The organism is Dokdonella sp., assembly GCF_019634815.1.
Taxonomy (GTDB): Bacteria; Pseudomonadota; Gammaproteobacteria; order Xanthomonadales; family Rhodanobacteraceae; genus Dokdonella_A.
On sequence record NZ_JAHCAP010000013.1, the window covers coordinates 44,765 to 61,436 of the forward strand.

Annotated in this window: 16 protein-coding genes and 1 tRNA gene; 6 read left to right on the top strand and 11 right to left on the bottom strand. The window is 65.1% G+C overall.

The window, feature by feature from the left end; genetic code table 11:
• Positions 1–6 precede the first annotated feature (6 nt).
• The gene (locus KF759_RS08210) at positions 7–393 is read left to right on the top strand and encodes a PsiF family protein (protein ID WP_291224398.1); all 387 of its coding nucleotides are present in this window, start codon (positions 7–9) and stop codon (positions 391–393) included.
• Positions 394–470: 77 nt separating this feature from the next.
• On the opposite strand, the gene KF759_RS08215 is transcribed toward KF759_RS08210, so the two are convergent.
• Together KF759_RS08215 and rlmJ are read right to left on the bottom strand one after the other, a co-directional pair.
• On the bottom strand, positions 471–1,061 hold the full coding sequence (locus tag KF759_RS08215; protein WP_291224400.1) for a hypothetical protein: 591 nt from the start codon (positions 1,059–1,061) through the stop codon (positions 471–473).
• A 108-nt stretch (positions 1,062–1,169) separates the two neighbouring features.
• Entirely contained in the window at positions 1,170–2,018 is an 849-nt protein-coding gene (gene rlmJ, locus KF759_RS08220; RefSeq protein ID WP_291224402.1) for a 23S rRNA (adenine(2030)-N(6))-methyltransferase RlmJ, read from the bottom strand.
• Between the two features lie 106 nt (positions 2,019–2,124).
• Here rlmJ and KF759_RS08225 point away from each other — a divergent pair, with 106 nt between their 5' ends.
• Entirely contained in the window at positions 2,125–3,465 is a 1,341-nt protein-coding gene (locus tag KF759_RS08225) for a replication-associated recombination protein A (RefSeq protein ID WP_291224404.1), read from the top strand.
• Positions 3,466–3,550: 85 nt separating this feature from the next.
• Entirely contained in the window at positions 3,551–4,828 is a 1,278-nt protein-coding gene (gene serS, locus KF759_RS08230; protein ID WP_291224406.1) for a serine--tRNA ligase, read from the top strand.
• 76 nt (positions 4,829–4,904) lie between these two features.
• Here serS and KF759_RS08235 read toward each other — a convergent pair.
• Both KF759_RS08235 and KF759_RS08240 read right to left on the bottom strand, forming a co-directional pair.
• A tRNA-Leu gene (locus tag KF759_RS08235) sits at positions 4,905–4,991 on the bottom strand.
• 83 nt (positions 4,992–5,074) lie between these two features.
• Positions 5,075–6,175, bottom strand: coding sequence for a homoserine O-acetyltransferase (locus KF759_RS08240; protein WP_291224408.1), 1,101 nt, complete (start codon positions 6,173–6,175; stop codon positions 5,075–5,077).
• 151 nt (positions 6,176–6,326) lie between these two features.
• On the opposite strand from KF759_RS08240, the gene KF759_RS08245 reads away from it, so the two are divergent.
• The 3 genes from KF759_RS08245 to KF759_RS08255 are packed head-to-tail and all read left to right on the top strand — an operon-like array spanning position 6,327 to position 8,536.
• On the top strand, positions 6,327–6,947 hold the full coding sequence (locus KF759_RS08245) for a CDP-alcohol phosphatidyltransferase family protein (RefSeq protein ID WP_291224409.1): 621 nt from the start codon (positions 6,327–6,329) through the stop codon (positions 6,945–6,947).
• A complete protein-coding gene (locus KF759_RS08250; RefSeq protein ID WP_291224411.1) occupies positions 6,944–7,891 on the top strand; it encodes a phosphatidate cytidylyltransferase in 948 nt (315 codons plus the stop codon). Before KF759_RS08245 ends, KF759_RS08250 begins: the two co-directional genes overlap by 4 nt.
• Positions 7,892–7,894: 3 nt before the next feature.
• Positions 7,895–8,536, top strand: a complete 642-nt coding sequence (locus tag KF759_RS08255; RefSeq protein ID WP_291224413.1) for a lysophospholipid acyltransferase family protein — start codon at positions 7,895–7,897, stop codon at positions 8,534–8,536.
• A gap of 22 nt (positions 8,537–8,558) precedes the next feature.
• Here the strand turns inward: KF759_RS08255 and KF759_RS08260 are convergent, their stop codons facing one another.
• From KF759_RS08260 to KF759_RS08290, 7 genes are all read right to left on the bottom strand, one after another.
• Positions 8,559–9,761: a tetratricopeptide repeat protein gene (locus tag KF759_RS08260; protein WP_291224414.1), complete on the bottom strand. Its 1,203-nt coding sequence runs from the start codon at positions 9,759–9,761 to the stop codon at positions 8,559–8,561.
• Positions 9,761–10,204, bottom strand: a complete 444-nt coding sequence (locus KF759_RS08265) for a cytochrome c-type biogenesis protein (protein ID WP_291224415.1) — start codon at positions 10,202–10,204, stop codon at positions 9,761–9,763. The genes KF759_RS08260 and KF759_RS08265 overlap by 1 nt, the downstream gene beginning before the upstream one ends.
• The gene (locus KF759_RS08270) at positions 10,201–10,746 is read right to left on the bottom strand and encodes a DsbE family thiol:disulfide interchange protein (RefSeq protein WP_291224416.1); all 546 of its coding nucleotides are present in this window, start codon (positions 10,744–10,746) and stop codon (positions 10,201–10,203) included. The genes KF759_RS08265 and KF759_RS08270 overlap by 4 nt, the downstream gene beginning before the upstream one ends.
• Positions 10,743–12,752 carry a heme lyase CcmF/NrfE family subunit gene (locus KF759_RS08275; RefSeq protein WP_291224418.1) on the bottom strand — a complete coding sequence of 670 codons (2,010 nt, stop codon included), beginning with the start codon at positions 12,750–12,752 and terminating at the stop codon, positions 10,743–10,745. The genes KF759_RS08270 and KF759_RS08275 overlap by 4 nt, the downstream gene beginning before the upstream one ends.
• Before the next feature lie 220 nt (positions 12,753–12,972).
• The gene (locus KF759_RS08280; protein WP_291224420.1) at positions 12,973–13,326 is read right to left on the bottom strand and encodes a high-potential iron-sulfur protein; all 354 of its coding nucleotides are present in this window, start codon (positions 13,324–13,326) and stop codon (positions 12,973–12,975) included.
• Between the two features lie 79 nt (positions 13,327–13,405).
• Entirely contained in the window at positions 13,406–14,086 is a 681-nt protein-coding gene (locus tag KF759_RS08285) for a c-type cytochrome (protein WP_291224422.1), read from the bottom strand.
• An 11-nt stretch (positions 14,087–14,097) separates the two neighbouring features.
• A complete protein-coding gene (locus tag KF759_RS08290) occupies positions 14,098–16,668 on the bottom strand; it encodes an MtrB/PioB family outer membrane beta-barrel protein (protein ID WP_291224424.1) in 2,571 nt (856 codons plus the stop codon).
• Between the last annotated feature and the right edge of the window lie 4 nt (positions 16,669–16,672).

Sequence of the window (16,672 nt, forward strand, 5' to 3'; positions counted from 1 at the left end):
ATTCCCATGCAGACCAAGATGACTTCGATCCTCGCCCTTGCCCTCGCGTTTGCCTTCGGCGCCAACAGCGGACACGCCGAGGAACTCAACAAGGCAGGCAAGCCGCTGACCACGCAGCAGGCACGCATGAAGAGCTGCAACGCCAAGGCCAAGGCCGACGCACTCAAGGGCGAGGAGCGCAAGGCGTTCATGAGCACGTGCCTGAAGGCGCCGTCCGCCGATGCCGACGCCGCGACCGACGCCAAGGCCGCGCCGGTGGTCGCCAAGGTGCCCAGCGCCAGGCAGGTGCAGCGCAAGGCCTGCGGCGCCCAAGCCAAGTCGCAGGGGCTCAAGGGCGACGAACGCAAGGCTTGGGTCAAGGACTGCATGAAGCAGCCGCCGGCGCAGGGCTGACCCGCCGCTTTGCACGTGTTGTCACGACGCGCCACGTCACACCGACGTGGCCTGTCGCGTTTGAGGCGGCGATCGATCTATTTCACCGAGACCGCGATGATCCGCGACATCCAGAACACCTGATAGACGATGTGGAGCAACACCAGCACGAGTTGGACGCGCGGCGTCTTGCTGAGGCAGGCGATCAGGCACAGCACGAGCCCAAGCGGCACCTGCACGAGATAGTCGGTGCTCAGCAGGTTCCAGTGTTGCTGGCCCTTGATCATCGTATCGACGATGTCGAACAGGAAGGTCGCGGCGAGCAGGCCGAAAAACCAGTAGCGACGCCCGATCAGGTAGATCTCGTAGCCGCCGTACTCGTCGATGTCGTCAGGGAAAAGCAGGGCCGCCATCAGGTACAGCGTGACCGTGTAGCCGATGAGAAACACGAAGGTTCCGAAGGACCAGGTGGGCACGCGCGAAAGTTCGAACTCCCACCACCAGAAAAGAATCAGCTCGACAAGGATGGAACCGGCCCAGAGCAAGTGGATCGCCGACAGCCGGTAGCGGCCTGGATGCTGGATCAGGCCGGCAATGCCGGTCAGCAGCTTGGACATGGCCAAGCCCAGCACCATGCCCATGACGATGCGAATGTGCGGGAACAATCCGCTGTTGAAGTCCTCGCCCATGCGTTCCCCTGATTGCTGCGCGCTGCGAAGTATGCCTTGGCGCCGAGTCGCTGGGCAGTATGCCGCCGGCTTGCGGTGTTTTGGCGTTGGCCGTGGACGCGGACCGGCTCAGCGGCGCAGCCAATCGATCCGGCTCGTCGCTTCGGGCCCGTTGGACAGAAGGCGCGCCAACGACGGCAGCCACCCGCCCAGGTGCACATCGAATTGCCACGGCGGGTTGAGGATCGCCAGACCGGAGCCATTGAGACGCAGCGGCGTGTTGTCCGGGTGCAGCAGCAACTCGGTGACGAGGACGTCGGCCTTGCCGACCTCGCTGCCCAGCCAGCGGTGGAAGGGCGTGATCGTTTCGCGCAACTTGATCGGATACCAGATCGCGTAGATCGCGTTGGGCCAGCGTGCAAGCGCCGGTGTCAGTGCCTGGGCAATCGTCTCGAATTCGGCACCCTGCGCTTCGAACGGCGGGTCAATCAGCACGAGGCCGCGTTTTTGCGCCGGCGGCAACAGCGCCTTGAGCGCGGCATAGCCATCGCGCTCATGCACCGCGCAACGCGTATCCCCATGCAAGGCCGCGCGCAGCGCGGTGGCCTCTTCGCCCTGCAGCTCGCACAGCATCGCGCGATCATCCGCGCGCAACCGATCGCGTGCGAGCAGGGGCGAACCCGGGTAGCGCACGAGCGAACCGTCGGCATCAACGCCGAACGCGCGGATGCGTTCGGCGTAATCGGTCAGCGCCGGTGGCAAATCGCCGGCCTGCAGGATGCGGGCGACACCATCACGATATTCGCCAGTGCGTTGCGCCGACTCGCCGCGCAGGTCGTAGGCGCCGCGTCCGGCGTGGGTATCGACATAGCAGAACGGAGCGGGCTTGGCGCGCAGGGCATCGAGCAGGCCGAGCAGGGCGACATGCTTGAACACGTCGGCGAAGTTGCCGGCATGGAAGGCGTGGCGGTAGTTCATGCGTGCAGCGGGCAGGGCAGACGAGGCAAGGCATTGTCGGGCGTGCAAGAGTCTGGCGCCAGTTTTCCGCACGCTGAAGCTGGCTGGGCTGGCTTATGATGCGCTGATGCCGCGCCGACCACTTGCCCCGCCAGACTCCGGCTTGTTTGCCGAATCCGACGCGCTCAAGCCGTTGGCCGAGCGCATGCGCCCGCGCGGGCTCGACGAGATCGTTGGCCAGACGCGCCTGCTCGCGCCGGGCAGTGCGCTGCGCCGCTCGATCGAGGCCGGACGTGTGCATTCGATGATCCTGTGGGGGCCGCCGGGTTGCGGCAAGACCACGCTGGCCCTGCTGCTGGCCCAGTATGCGGACGCGCAGTTCAGCGCGATCTCGGCGGTGCTCTCGGGACTGGCCGAGGTGCGTGCGGCTTTGGCGGCTGCGGAGAACCGCTACGCGCAGGGCCAGCGCACCGTGCTGTTCGTCGATGAAGTGCATCGCTTCAACAAGGCGCAGCAGGATGCCTTCCTGCCGCATATCGAGCGCGGTGTGATCGTGTTCGTCGGCGCGACCACCGAGAACCCGTCATTCGAGCTCAATTCCGCGCTGCTCTCGCGCTGCCGCGTGCATGTGCTCGATGCGGTGCCGGCCGAGGCGATCGCGGCAGCCTTGCGACGTGCGCTGGGTGATCGCGAGCGCGGTCTGGGCTCGCTCGACCTGCGTCTCGACGAGGGCGCGATCGAGACCCTGGCGCAAGCGGCTGATGGCGATGTGCGTCGCGCGCTGACCTTCCTCGAAATTGCCGCTGAACTGGCCCATGACGCGCACATCGACGCGGCCACGCTCGAACAAGTGCTCGCCGATCGCACGCGCCGCTTCGACAAGAGTGGCGAGCAGTTTTACGACCAGATCTCGGCGCTGCACAAATCGGTGCGCTCCTCCGATCCCGATGCGGCGATCTACTGGCTCACGCGCATGCTCGATGGCGGCTGCGATCGCAGCTATCTCGCGCGACGCATGACGCGCATGGCGGTCGAGGACATCGGCTTGGCCGATCCGCGCGCGTGGCAGATGGCACTGGATGCCTGGGACACCTTCGAGCGGCTCGGCAGCCCCGAAGGCGAGCTCGCGCTTGCGCAGTTGGCGCTTTATCTCGCGGTTGCGCCCAAGAGCAATGCCGCCTACATGGCGTTCAACCTCGCCCGCGAACGCGTGCGCGAAACCGGTACGCTCGAAGTGCCGATGCATCTGCGCAATGCACCGACGAAGCTGATGAAGGGCTTGGGTTACGGCAAGGGCTACCAGTACGATCACGACGCCGAAGGCGGCATCGCCGCCGATCAGCAATGCCTGCCCGACGCACTGGCCGATGCGGTGTTCTACACGCCGACCGATCGCGGTCTCGAAGGCCAGTTCCGCGACAAGGTCGAGGCCGTGCGGACGGCGCGGCGGCGGCCGAAATCGACTTGAAGTGCCCGGACTGACGGCTGCAAAGGCAAGGCGAGGCAGGTGATTTCACCGCTATAATCGCGGTTTTCGCCGTTCGGATACGCCCATGCTCGATCCCGCCTTGCTGCGCGGCCATTTGGCCGACACTGCCCAGCGCCTCGCCACGCGTGGCTTCGCGCTCGACACCGCCGCGGTCGAGGCGATCGAAGCCGAGCGCAAGCAGTTGCAGATCCGGACGCAGGAGCTGCAGAACTTGCGCAACACGCGTTCCAAGGCGATCGGCGCGGCCAAGGGCAAGGGCGAGGATGCATCGGCCCTGCTCGCCGAAGTCGCCGGGATCGGCGATCAGCTCAAGGCCAACGAACAGCGTCTGACCGAAGTGCAGGAGCGCCTCGCCGCGCTCGTGCTCGGCGTGCCCAATCTGCCCGATGTTTCGGTACCGCAGGGCAAGGATGAGCACGGCAACGTCGAGCAGCATCGCTGGGGCGCGCCGCGCAGCTTCGATTTTGCGGTCAAGGACCATGTCGAACTCGGTCTGCGCCATGGCTGGCTCGACGGCGATGTCGGCGCCAAGCTCTCGGGCGCGCGTTTCACCGTGCTGCGCGGTGGCCTCGCGCGCCTGCATCGTGCGCTTGCCCAGTTCATGCTCGATCTGCACACCGGCGAGCATGGCTATCTGGAATGCAATGTGCCATTGATCGTCAATTCCGAGTCGATGCGCGGCACCGGCCAGTTGCCCAAGTTCGAGGAAGACCTGTTCTCGACCGCGGTGGGCGACACCAGGCGGTATCTGATTCCGACCGCCGAAGTCTCGCTGACCAATCTCGTGCGCGACGAAATCGTTGAGGCCGAAACGCTGCCGCAGCGACTCACAGCGCATTCGCTGTGTTTTCGCGCCGAGGCCGGTTCACACGGCCGCGACACGCGCGGGATGATCCGCCAGCATCAATTCGAGAAAGTCGAACTGGTGAGCATCACGCGACCAGCCGACAGCGCCGCCGAACACGAGCGCATGACGCGCTGCGCCGAAGTCGTGCTGGAAAAACTCGGCCTGCCGTACCGGCGCATGTTGTTGTGCACCGGCGACATGGGATTTTCCGCAACCAAGACCTTCGACCTGGAAGTCTGGCTGCCCTCGCAGGACAGCTACCGCGAGATTTCCTCGTGTTCCAACTGCGGTGATTTCCAGGCCCGTCGCATGCAAGCGCGCTGGCGCAATCCGGAGACCGGCAAGCCCGAGCTCGTGCACACGCTCAATGGCTCGGGTGTCGCGGTTGGCCGCGCGCTGATCGCGGTGATGGAAAACGGCCAGAACGCCGACGGTTCGATCACGCTGCCACCCGCGCTGCGCCCGTATATGGGCAGCGCCGAACGCATCGAGTGAGGCGTGCGAGCACTGCCGCCGCGCAGTGATCTGATGCCGGGCACGGTTCGAAGTGCAAATCGAAATGTGTCAGGGGTGGTGCCGAAAGTGGGACTCGAACCCACACGCTTTTAAGGGCGGCGGATTTTGAGTCCGCTGCGTCTACCAATTCCGCCATTTCGGCATGGCTCGCGGGCTGGCCGCGGGGCCGCGCAGTATATGCCAGTCGGGCGCACGGTGGCGAGCGCCAGATGCCGGCACGCCGACTCAGGCGGCGTCGAGAAAGCCGCCGATCGCGGCGCCGAAACGCACGGTGTCGACGAGGAAGGCGTCATGCCCTTGCGGACTGTCGAGGGCGACGAACGTGACCTGTGCACCCGCGGCAGTCAGGCCGTCGGCGATCTGTTGCTGCTGGGACAGCGGAAACAGGATGTCGGTCTCGACGCCGATCACCAGTGCGCGCTCGACTTTCAGCTTTGCCAGCGCCGCGCTGACGCTGCCGCCACCGTGCTCGGCCAGATCGAACCAATCACTGGCGCGCGAAAGATACAGGTAGCAATTGGGATCGAAGCCGCGCACGAAGCGTCGCGCATGGCCGGCCAAATACGATTCGACCTTGAATTCGAAGCCGAACGGATCGTCATCGCGCTGGTCGGCATCGAGGCGGATGCGCGCAAAGCGGCCAACCCATTCCATCGCCGAGCGATAGGTGATGACGCCGAGCTTGCGCGCGATCGACATGCCGGCTTCGGGGTAGTGATCCTTGTCGTACTGGCCGTTGTTCCAGTTCGGATCAAGCCGGATCGCTTCGCGTTGCAGTGAGCGGATGGCGATGGCGAACGGTTGTGCCTGTGGCGCGGTGGAGATGCTGATGTGCGAGCGCGCCGAGTTCGGATGCTGGGCCAGGTAGGCGAGCGCGACCATGCCGCCCATCGAATTGCCGAGGATGCAGGCGAGTTGCCCGATGCCCAGGCCATGCACCAGTTCATGGCTGGCATTGGCGGCGTCTTCGAGCGTGAGATCCGGAAAATCGAGCTGATAGGGCTGATCGTTCGCGGGATTGATGTCGGCGGGCCCGGTCGAGCCCTTGCAACTGCCGAGCGTGTTGACGCAGATCACGAACCAGCGATTGGTGTCGATGGCCTTGCCCTGGCCGACGATGTCTTCCCACCAGCCCGGTGTGCCATCTTCGGCATTGCTGGCGGCATGTGCGCTGGGTGACAGGCCGGTGAGGATGAGCAGGGCGTTGTCTCTGGCCGGATTCAGTGCGCCCCAGGTTTCGTAGGCCAGACGCGCGCCCACGAGCGCGCCACCGCGCTTCATGGGGAACGGGGATGACAGCTTGAACCAGCGGCGGGCGTCGTCCATCGAAACGGGCAATCCGATCCAGGGCCGCTCAATTTAACGGCCGGCGGCGGGAACGCCAAGTCGGCGTCGGCATATCGTTGTGTGTCTGATATCGTGCGCTGCCGTCGCCACGGCCCATCATCCTTCGCGGCGACTTGCATGGGGAGCGGGAATGCCGAGCATCTATCAACTGAAACCTGCGTTTCAGGGCGTGTTGCGGCCCTTGGTTGCCTGGCTTGCACGCGCGGGAGTGACGGCCAATCAGGTCACGCTCGCGGCCGTTGCCCTGGCAGCCGGCGTGGGCGCGGCGGTTGCAGCCTGCAGCGACCGCCGTGTGCTGTTGCTGCTGCCGCTGGCGCTGTTTCTGCGCATGGCGCTCAACGCGATCGACGGCATGCTCGCACGAGAGCATGCGCAGATGAGCAAGCTCGGGGCGATCCTCAACGAACTGGGCGACGTGATCGCCGATGCTGCGATGTACCTGCCACTTGCGCTGCGGCCTGAATTCACAGCGCTGCCGCTGGTGCTCTTGGTGGTGCTCGGCATTCTCGTCGAGATGAGCGGCGTGATCGGCGTGCAGATCGGCGCCAGTCGCCGTTACGACGGCCCGCTCGGCAAAAGCGATCGCGCATTTGCGTTTGGTGCGGTCGGTCTGTTGCTTGGTTGCGACATCGCCGGGGCGCCGTGGCTGGATTGGCTGTTGTGGGCCTTGGTGGCGCTGTCGGCGCTGACCGTCGTCAATCGAGCGCGCATGGCGCTGCGGGAATTGCGTGAACGCGGAGGAGGAGCATGAAGCTGCCACAACTGTGGGTGCCCGACAACGTGCTGTGGGTGCTTGCTGCAATCGTCGCGGTTCTGCTCGTGGCGAGCCTGATCGTTGCCGTCATGCGCCGCGGCGACAGCACCGGCAAACATGCCGAATTGGCTGCGCGCGTGAAGTCATGGTGGGCACTGGTGGCGATCTTTGCGCTGGCGATTTCGTTCCGGCGCGGCATTGCGATCGCCTTCTTCGCCTTGCTGTCTTTCCTGGCACTCAAGGAATACCTGTCGCTGATCCCGACCCGGCGTGCCGATCGCCGCGTACTGTTCTGGGCCTATTTGTGCGTACCGCTGCAGTACTGGTGGATTTGGCAGCAGTGGTACAACATGTTCCTGATCTTCATCCCGGTGTGGGCCTTCCTGTTCATCGCCATGCGCATGGTCTTGCGTGGCGAGACGCACGAATTCCTGCGTGCTGCGGGCACCATCCACTGGGGATTGATGACGATGGTGTTCGGTTTGAGCCATCTCGCCTACCTGCTGGTGCTCGGCGATGGTGCCAAGGTAGCGGTGCATGGCGCGGCGCTGCTGCTGTTCGTGGTGCTGCTGACCGAGCTCAACGATGTTTTGCAGTACGTCTGGGGTCGCACGCTGGGTCGCCACAAGGCGCTCGAGTCGGTGAGCCCGAAAAAGACCGTCGAAGGCCTGCTCGGAGGCGCCTTGTCGACCACGCTCGTGAGCGTGGCGCTGGCGCCGCTGCTCACGCCGCTGTCGCGAACCGACGCGATTGCGGTGGGTTTGATGATCGGTTTTGGCGGTTTCATCGGCGATGTCACGATTTCGGCGGTCAAGCGGGACATCGGCGTCAAGGATTCAGGCTCGCTGATTCCCGGGCACGGTGGCATCCTCGATCGCATCGACAGCCTGCTGTTCACCGCGCCGCTGTTCTTCCACTTCCTCATGTATTTCTACTTCTGAATCATGGGCGCGCTGCTGCGACTGCTTTTTTACGGTGTGTTGGTGCGCACGGTGGTGCTGATCGTGCTCGGCCTGAATGTGCGTCATCGTCAGCGCCTGCCGGCCAAGGGGCCGGCGATCCTCGCCGCCAACCACAACAGCCATCTCGATGCGATGGCGCTGATCAGTTTGTTGCCATTGCGATTGCTGCCGCGTGTGCGTCCGGTTGCTGCCGCCGACTACTTCCTGCGCAACCGGTGGTTGGCATGGTTTGCGCTCAAGGTGGTCGGCATCGTGCCGCTCAATCGCCAGCGCCAGCACGAGCAGGATGACCTGCTCGCGCCGGTCGCCGCCGCGCTCGAGCGCGGCGACATCCTGATTTTCTTTCCCGAAGGCTCGCGCGGCGAACCCGAGCAACTGGCCGAGTTCAAGTCGGGGCTTGCGCGCATTGCCGAACGCCGCCCCGACGTCCCGGTCATTCCGGTCTACACCTACGGGCTGGGCAAGGCCCTGCCGAAGGGGGAATGGATGATCGTGCCGTTCTTCGTCGACATTTTCGTCGGCGAGGCCTTGCGGTTCGATGGTGATCGCACGGCCTACATGGCGCGCTATCGCAGCGCGATGGCGGCGCTGGCGCTCGAGGAAAAGCATTCGGACTGGAGCTGAAGGGCCGTTGCGCGCGACGTGTTCAGGGCACGCGTTGCTTGATCTCGAGCGCGAGTGGTTCCTTGCGCTTCACGTCGACCGGCGCAGACAGCGCCTGCAAGTCACCGCTTTGCGGCGTGGCCTGGCCCGAGCGTGAAATACGCGCTCCGACCACGACCTCGGGGAAGTCCGACAGTTTCATCGATGGCATCATCGCGGTGCTGTCATCGAGCGTTACGGTGAGCGGCAGTTCGCTTGCCTTGTGACGCTCGATCGCCAGCGGCATCGGCGGCCCCTTGGCCGCCCGTGCAAACACGAACAAGGTGGCTTCGGGATCGGCCTGCGACTTGAGTGCGGGGTCGAGCGAAACCTGCACGGTCAGGCGCGCCGTTCCGGCCGATGGTGCTGCGGCCGGCCGGGTTTGCGCTGGCGGTGGCGCGGCCGCGCTGACGACGGGTTTGCCGTCGCGCAGGGCGCGTGCCTCCTCGATCTGACGCTGCACCGCAGAGGCGACCGTCGAGCCCGATTCGAGCAAGGGCAGCAAGGTGTTCCAGCGCGCGATCGCGGCGTCGTAGCGCGCGCTCTGGAAATCGGCGATGCCGAGCAGCCAAAGCGCGCGCTGGTTCTGCGGCTCGCGCGTGAGCACCGCTTCGAGCAGTTTGGCCGGTTCGCCGTCGATGCGGTGCCCGGGCGTGGCAAGTGCAAGCGCCTGCGCGTACTCGACCGTGATCTGTGCGTCGTCGCCAGTCAGTTCGTGCGCATGGCGCAGGGCATCAACGGCCTGCTCCGGTTGCCCGCTCGCGGTATAGGCGCGACCGAGCAGGGCCCAGCCCTGCGCATCATCGGGATGCTCCTTGAGACGAGCGACGAGCGCGGCAATCGCCTGAGGCATCTCCAGCGCGGCCTGTTCGGCGGGGGCCTGCGTGGACGCGGCATCGATCGCCTGGGGCGTGCCGACCAGCCGATACAGGGCAAGTGCCGCGGTGGGGATGAGCAAGGCAAGCAGGAGCGCCGCCGCGACCGTGCCCGGCGTGCGGCGAGGCGTCGTTGCGCTGTGGCCGTCCAGTGGAAGTGCGGACTGGCGTGCATGTTCGGCGGCATCGATGATGCCGGCATCGCGCGCCGCATCGAGCGCGCGCAAGCGCTGCGCGGCCGGATCGTTGCTGCGCACGCGCAGCAGCGGCAACAGGATGGAAGCAAGTGCGGTGAGTGTCATCAACGCCACGCACACGACGAAGATCAGCATCACCAGTCGTCCTCGACGTTGTCGTTTCGGCTCGAAGCCGCATTGCGTTGCGCGACGGCGCGGCGCCGAACGGTCAGCCACACGGCACCGCTGCCGATCAACAGGAACAGTGCCGGACCGAACCACAGCAGCCAGGTGCCGCCACGCAGTGGCGGATCGTAGAGCACGAAATCACTGTAGCGTTCGGTCAGCCACTGCTTGATCTGCGCATCACTCTTGCCCGCGCGCATCTGCTCGAACACGTCGCGGCGAAGGTCGCCGGCGAGCGAGGCGCTGGAGTCATTGAGGCTTTCGTTTTGGCACACCAGGCAGCGCAACTGCTTGGTCAGATTCTGGAAGCGCAGTTCCTCGGCGCGATCCTTGAACGGCAGTGGATCGACTGCGGCGAGCACGTTCGACACGCAGATCAGCAGGGCAAGCAGGGCAGCGAAGGCGCGCATCATGGCTGCGCGGCCTGCATGGCCGCGATCCGCGGCATCAGCTCGGTGGCGATCACTTCGGGCGTGATCGGGCTGATGTGCTTGTAGCGGATGACGCCCTGGGCATCGACGAGGAAAGTTTCCGGTGCGCCGGTGACGCCGAAGTCGATGGCGACATCGCCGGGCAAGTCGGTGATGACCACGTCATAGGGATTGCCGTACTGCGCGAGCCAGCGCTTGGCATCCTCGGCGGTGTCCTTGTAGTCGAAACCAACCAGCTTGATGCCCAGACGCTTGCCCTCGCGCATGAGGATCGGGTGTTCGTCGCGGCAGGCAAAGCACCAGCTCGCGAACACGTTGAGCAGATAAGGCTTGCCGGCCAGGTCGGCGCTGCCGAAGCGCCGCTGCGGCTCGTCAAGCAGGGGCAGTGAGAACTCCGGGGCGCGCTTTCCGATCAGTGGCGAGGGTACCGCGCGCAAATCATGCGTGCTGCTCCACCAGATGCCGAAGCCGAGCAGGGCGAGCACGAGCAGGAAACCGAGCAGTGGCAGCATGCGCGTGTTCATGCGCGCGCTTGGCCATGCGCTGCCGCGACCACCGGCGCCAGATGCGCCTGATCCGACGCGCTCGGGTCCCTGCGCGCAGGATCGCGCAGGCCATGCAGGCGAAAGCGCCGATCGAGCGTGGTGACCAGGCCACCCAGCGCCATCAGCAGCGCGCCAAGCCAGATCCAGCGCACGAAGGGTTTGACATAGATGCGCACGGCCCAGGCGCCGTCGTCGCCGAGCGGCTCGCCAAGCGCTGCATAAAGATCCCGGTGAAGGCTGGGCAGGATCGCCGATTCGGTCTGCACCTGACTCGCACGCGCGTATTGGCGCTTTTGCGGATGCAGGGTGGCGATCTGCCGGCCATCCTCGAAAACCGTGAGCGTGCCTTGGCGTGCGCTGTAGTTCGGGCCGCGTGTTTCGACCACGCCGTCGAAGCGGAACTCAAGTGCACCGATCGCGACCTTCTGATTCGGGGCGAGGCGAATGTCCTTTTCGATGCTGGTCGACTCGACGATGAGCACACCGGCGACGAACAGCGCCACGCCGAAATGAGCGCAGATCATGCCAAGCATCTCGGGCGTGTAGCGGCGACCACGCGGTGCGTTGCGCCAGCGCGAGAACGCATAGGTGGCGATGCCAAGGCCAACCCACAGCGCGCCGGCAACACCGGCGAGCATGCGCAGCGGGGCCGGATGCAGCAACAAGGCGGCGAGTGCACATGCGATGAGTGCGATCACCAGTGCCGGCAGCAGGGCGCGCAGGGCTGCGCCGAGCCGACCGCTGCGCCAGTGGATGAACGGGCCGAACGGCATCAGCAACACCACCGGCACCATCAGCAGAATGAACAGCAAGGCAAAGTACGGCGGCCCGACCGAGATGCGGCCGAGGTTGAAGGCATCGCCGATCATCGGGTACAGCGTGCCCAGCAACACCATCGCCGCGGCGCAGGCGAACATCAGGTTGTTGGTCAGCAGCAGGGTCTCGCGCGAAACCGCGGCGAAGGGCTCGCCGCCCGAGACCTTGGGCGCGCGCAGTGCGTAGAGCAGCAGCGAGCCACCGATCACGATGGCAAGGAAAGCGAGGATGAACACGCCGCGCCGGGGATCGCTCGCGAACGCATGCACGCTGGTGAGCACGCCCGAGCGTACGAGGAAAGTCCCCAGCAGCGACAAGGAGAAAGCGAAGATCGCCAGCAGCAGAGTCCACGCTCGGAACGAACCGCGCTTTTCTGTCACTGCTTGCGAGTGGATCAGGGCGGTGCCGACCAGCCAGGGCATGAACGAGGCATTCTCGACCGGATCCCAGAACCACCAGCCGCCCCAGCCCAGTTCGTAATAGGCCCACCACGAACCCAGCGCGATGCCGAGCGTGAGCGCGGCCCAGGCGGCATTGGTCCACGGCCGCGCCCAGCGCACCCAGCGCACATCGAGTTCACCGCCGAGCAAGGCGGCGATCGCGAACGCAAAGGCCACCGAGAAGCCGACATAGCCGGTGTAGAGCATCGGTGGATGCATCACCAGACCGGGATCCTGCAACACCGGGTTGAGGTCGTTGCCATCCAGCGGTGCGGGCAGCAGGCGCAGGAAGGGATTGGAGGTGAGCAGGGTGAACAGCAGAAAGCCGAGGCTGATGAAGCCGAGCACTGCGAGCACGCGTGCCATGAACACGTCGGGCAGGCGCCGCGACAGCGCAGCCACCGCGATCGTCCAGATGTTGAGGATCAGAATCCACAGCAACAGCGAGCCTTCATGTGCGCCCCATACCGCAGAGAAGCGGTAGAACCACGGCAGCAGCGAATTGGAGTTCTGCGCGACGTAGGCGACCGAGAAATCACCGCGCATGAAGGCGTAGGTGAGGATGCCGAAGGCAAGCATGACGAACACCGCCTGTCCGGCAGCTGCGGGCCGCGCCACGGCAACCAGCGCGGCGTTGCCGCGATGCGCGCCGATCAGCGGGAGTACGCACTGCAGGGCGGCGAGGATCAGCGCGAGGATCAGCGCAAATTGACCGAGTTCAGGGAGCATGTGCAACGTAGGGGTGCCTTGTCCCGACAGGATACTCGACTGCGGGCGGCGCCGCGAATCGGCGCGTCATTCCCAAGGCAACGCGGGCGCTGTCTTGCGCGGCATGCCAGCGAAGTTTTTGCTTCGGTACTTCACGGAAAAGCCGGATCCCGGCTTTCGCCGGGATGACGGCCTGTTCAAGGATGGGTTGTTGTTCAGCGCTGCCTTGAGAGGCAGACGATCAGGCTTTCTTGTCAGCGTGCGCCGAACACCAGCCCTTGGTGTGGACCGACTTGCCCGGGAACAACTGGCACGGGCCGTATTCGGCGCTGCCACCCTGCCAGAAGTTGCAGTTGGCGCAGTCCTGGGTCGGCTTGTGGTTGGGGTATTTCGCGCCGTCGACCTTGGTGGTGTCCTCGACATAGCCAAGGGCCTGTGCCGTGGGATCACTCGGCGACAGGTGCGGCAGATCGTCGCTGCGGGCGAGATTGGGCAGCACGGTGATTGCGAGGGCGGCGCCGGCACCAACGCTGGTGGTCTTGAGAAAACGGCGGCGCGCCGCATCGAATGGAGACTTTTGTTCTTGCTTGGACATGGGCAGGTTCCTGGCTAGCTGAAGCATCGCTGGGAAAATGCGGCGCCCGGGTCGGTGGGCGTTGAAACGAGCGTTCGTCCTATGGCGTCGCGGCCTGAAGCCAACCGGCAAGCTGCCGGATTGCCTCATCGTCGAGATTATGCGCCACTCCATGCATGATGTGGTCGTTGCTCGACATCAGGGTTTCGGTCTTGTCGCGAAACTCCGTGAGCCTGCGTGCGAGATATTGTTCATGCTGCCCTCGCAGTGCCGGATAGGCGAGGTAGCGCGAGGCATCGCCGTCGACCCGGCCGTCGGCCGCCGTGCCGTGGCAACCCTGGCATGGCACGATGCCGCGGGCGGGATCGCCTTGGCGATACAGCATTTGCCCTTGCGCGAATGCCGCGGGATCTCCGCTGGAAGGAGCCGGCGCTTGCGCTGCGTAATAGGCCGACAGGTCACGCAGGTCCTGATCGCTGACATTGAGGCTGCGCAGGATCGCGGTCATCGGCGAATCGGGGTTGGCACCGCGCTGGTATTCGACCAGTTCCCAGTACAGGTAGTCGATTTTCTGGCCGCCGATGTTGGCAAACGCCGGGACCGGCGAAGATCCGTTCTTGCCGTGGCAGGCCGAGCACAGTTCGATCTTCCGTGCGCCAGCCTGCACGTCGCCCTGAACCGGCGCGACCGCGCGCAGATCCAGCATGCGCGAGGATGCGCAGCCGGCGAGGATGGGCAGGGCAACCGCAAGGATCAACACCGGAGGCAGGTTCGGCTTCATCTGCACGCTCCTCACAGCTGGACGTTCAACAGCACGCCGACCAGGTTTGCGTTGTAGCTGATCGGCCCGCCATCGGTGTAGACGCGATGATCGATGACACGCGCAGCGTCGAAACCGAGGTAGTGCCAATCGCTGACGCGGCCGCGCTCGTAGTAATCGAACACGCGCAGCGACAGACGTTCGGCAAGCGGCAGCGTTACGCCGATGGTGAGCGCATTGACGCGGTAGGTCATTGCCGGAAACTGGCCGCCGCCAGGGCCTGTGCCGGTCACGGACGCCGGGTAGGCAAGCGCACTTGAACCGGCATACGTGTAGAGGTCGAGGCCACGTGCATTGGTGTAGTTCCAGCTCGCATCGATGCGGACGCGACCGATGCGGTGGTCGAGCGTGGCACCGCCGTAGAAGTTGCGCTGCTTGTCGCGCAGCCACCACTGGCCGCTCAATGCGTAGTTAGGTCCGCCCAGGTACGGATCGACACCCGCGCCGTTCTGCTGATCCTGTACGTTGGACAGGCGCAGCTGCGAGCGATCCCATGCCGCATAGGCGCTGATGTTGGTGCCATCGCGTGGTTGCCAATCCCATTGCAGCGTCGCGCTGCTAGTCTGGTAATCCTGCCGTCCGATCGGAGCATCGTAGGAGTTCCAGTCGCCGCGCAGCGAGGCCGACAGGCTCATGTCCTCGCGCGGCATGATCGTGGCCATCACGTCGATCTTGTGGCCGTCGCGGCTGGACATGTCGTACTTGCGCATCGCCTCGACCGTGTGCGAGGGCGTGCCACCCGCCGGCGGCACGTAGCCAGGCAGGTCGATGGAGTAGGTGAATTCGTAGGGATCGAATTCGTAGCGGTCGCCGTTGGACTTCTTCCAGGTGTAATTGGCGCGCAGCGTGAGCCAGTCCAGACTGCGGTTGATCCAGGTGAGCTTGAGGCTGTTGTCGTCGATGCGCCGGCGCTCGCGGTGGGTGGGTTCGTAGCGATTGAAGGCGAACGTTGCGCCCAGCGTGTTCTTGGTGTCGAGCTTCCAGTCCGCGCCGAGATTGGCGTCGATGGTCTGCAGATCGAGCGGCAGGCTGCGCACACGCGTGATGTTGGAAGGCGCAGTGATGGGGTTGAACAGTCCGACTTCGCCGGGCACGATGCTGCCCTGCGAGCCGTTCTCGGCGATATAGCCGTAATCGCCGGTGAGCGGGTTGTAGGCGAGGTAGCCGTTGCGATAGTCATCGCGATTGAAGCGCAAGCCGCCTCGCAGCGAAATGTCGCTGCTTGGCTGCAGGCTGATGCGCGCATCGAGCAGGCTGGTGTCGATGCGCATGTCGGCCGAGCGACGCGACAATGCGGCCGGGGTGTTCCAGTCCGAGCAGCGATACAGGAAGGGATTGGCTGGTCCGGGGTTGAGGTTGCCGCCCAGGCCGATGCCGAACACGCCTGTGCAGTCGATCGGTGCGATCAACGTGTCGTCCTGGCTCATGCGACCGGCCGAGGCAGTGAGCGAGATCTCGCCGTTGAGCGGCAACGTGCGCGTCAGCGTGGCCTTGAGGTTGTGGTAGTCGTTGTCCGGCTCCATCGCCATCTGGCCGGTCGTCAGCGGTGCGGCTGCCGAGCCGGGGACCACGGCCCAGAGCGCGTAGGGCATCTGGAAGGTGTAGCGTGTGTAGCGGTCGCGATAGAACGAACCGGAATAGGAAAAGTCCATGCGCCAGATCGAGCCGGCATAACGCAGTCCGCCGTTGAGATTGAGCGTGTGGTCGTCGATCGGCTTGACTGTTTCCAGCGCGCCACCGTTGGCGGGGAATGGAAAATTGAAGAAGAACGCGCCGCCATAGGGGCGCGCACCCTTGCGCTGCTCGTCACTGAGATTGGCGTAGGCCGTCCAGCGGGGCGACAGGAACATGTTGAAACCCAGACCCTGTTTGGAGCGTTTGACCGACAGCGTGCGCTCGCCCGCGGCCGCCGATACCGCGGCCACGTCGGCAACGCTGCTGCCGGCGGGCACCAACGGCGCAGGCAAGGTCAGGCGATCGCTGCCGATGCCGTTCCAGATCGAACGCGCATTGGCGGATACGACATTGGGCTGGTCACGCAGGAAGGCCTGGATCTTGTAGGCGCCCGCGCGGCCGAACACCGCCTGGTAGTACTGGTCATCTGCGCTGATGCGACTGGCGCGCACGTTGGCGTAGGTGCCGTCGGATGGGCGCTGCCAGGTGTAGTCGAGCAGGCCCAGGATGGGGCCGCTGTCCCAGTCGGCGTAGCGCATCCACAGGGCATTGCGGTCATCGCCGCTGGTGGCGATGGCGCCGACCTGCAGCACGCCGTAGCCGATCCACGATCCGAACTCGTCGAGCGCCGGCGGTTCGGCGGGGCACATGTAGGGATTGCCGGTCGGTGATCGGCGCTGTCCGGCGATCAACCAGCTCGTGCCACGCGCATCGGGTGTGTACTGCTGCGCGCCCGCCGTCGGATCAAGCTTGTTCGCGCGCCAGGTGTCGACGCCGATGCCGCTGTCGGCATGTGCGGGCAGGATCGCGGCGAGCGCGAGCGCGAGTGGCAATCTGCACAACAAGGTGGAGCGTCGCTGCGCGTGCATGATC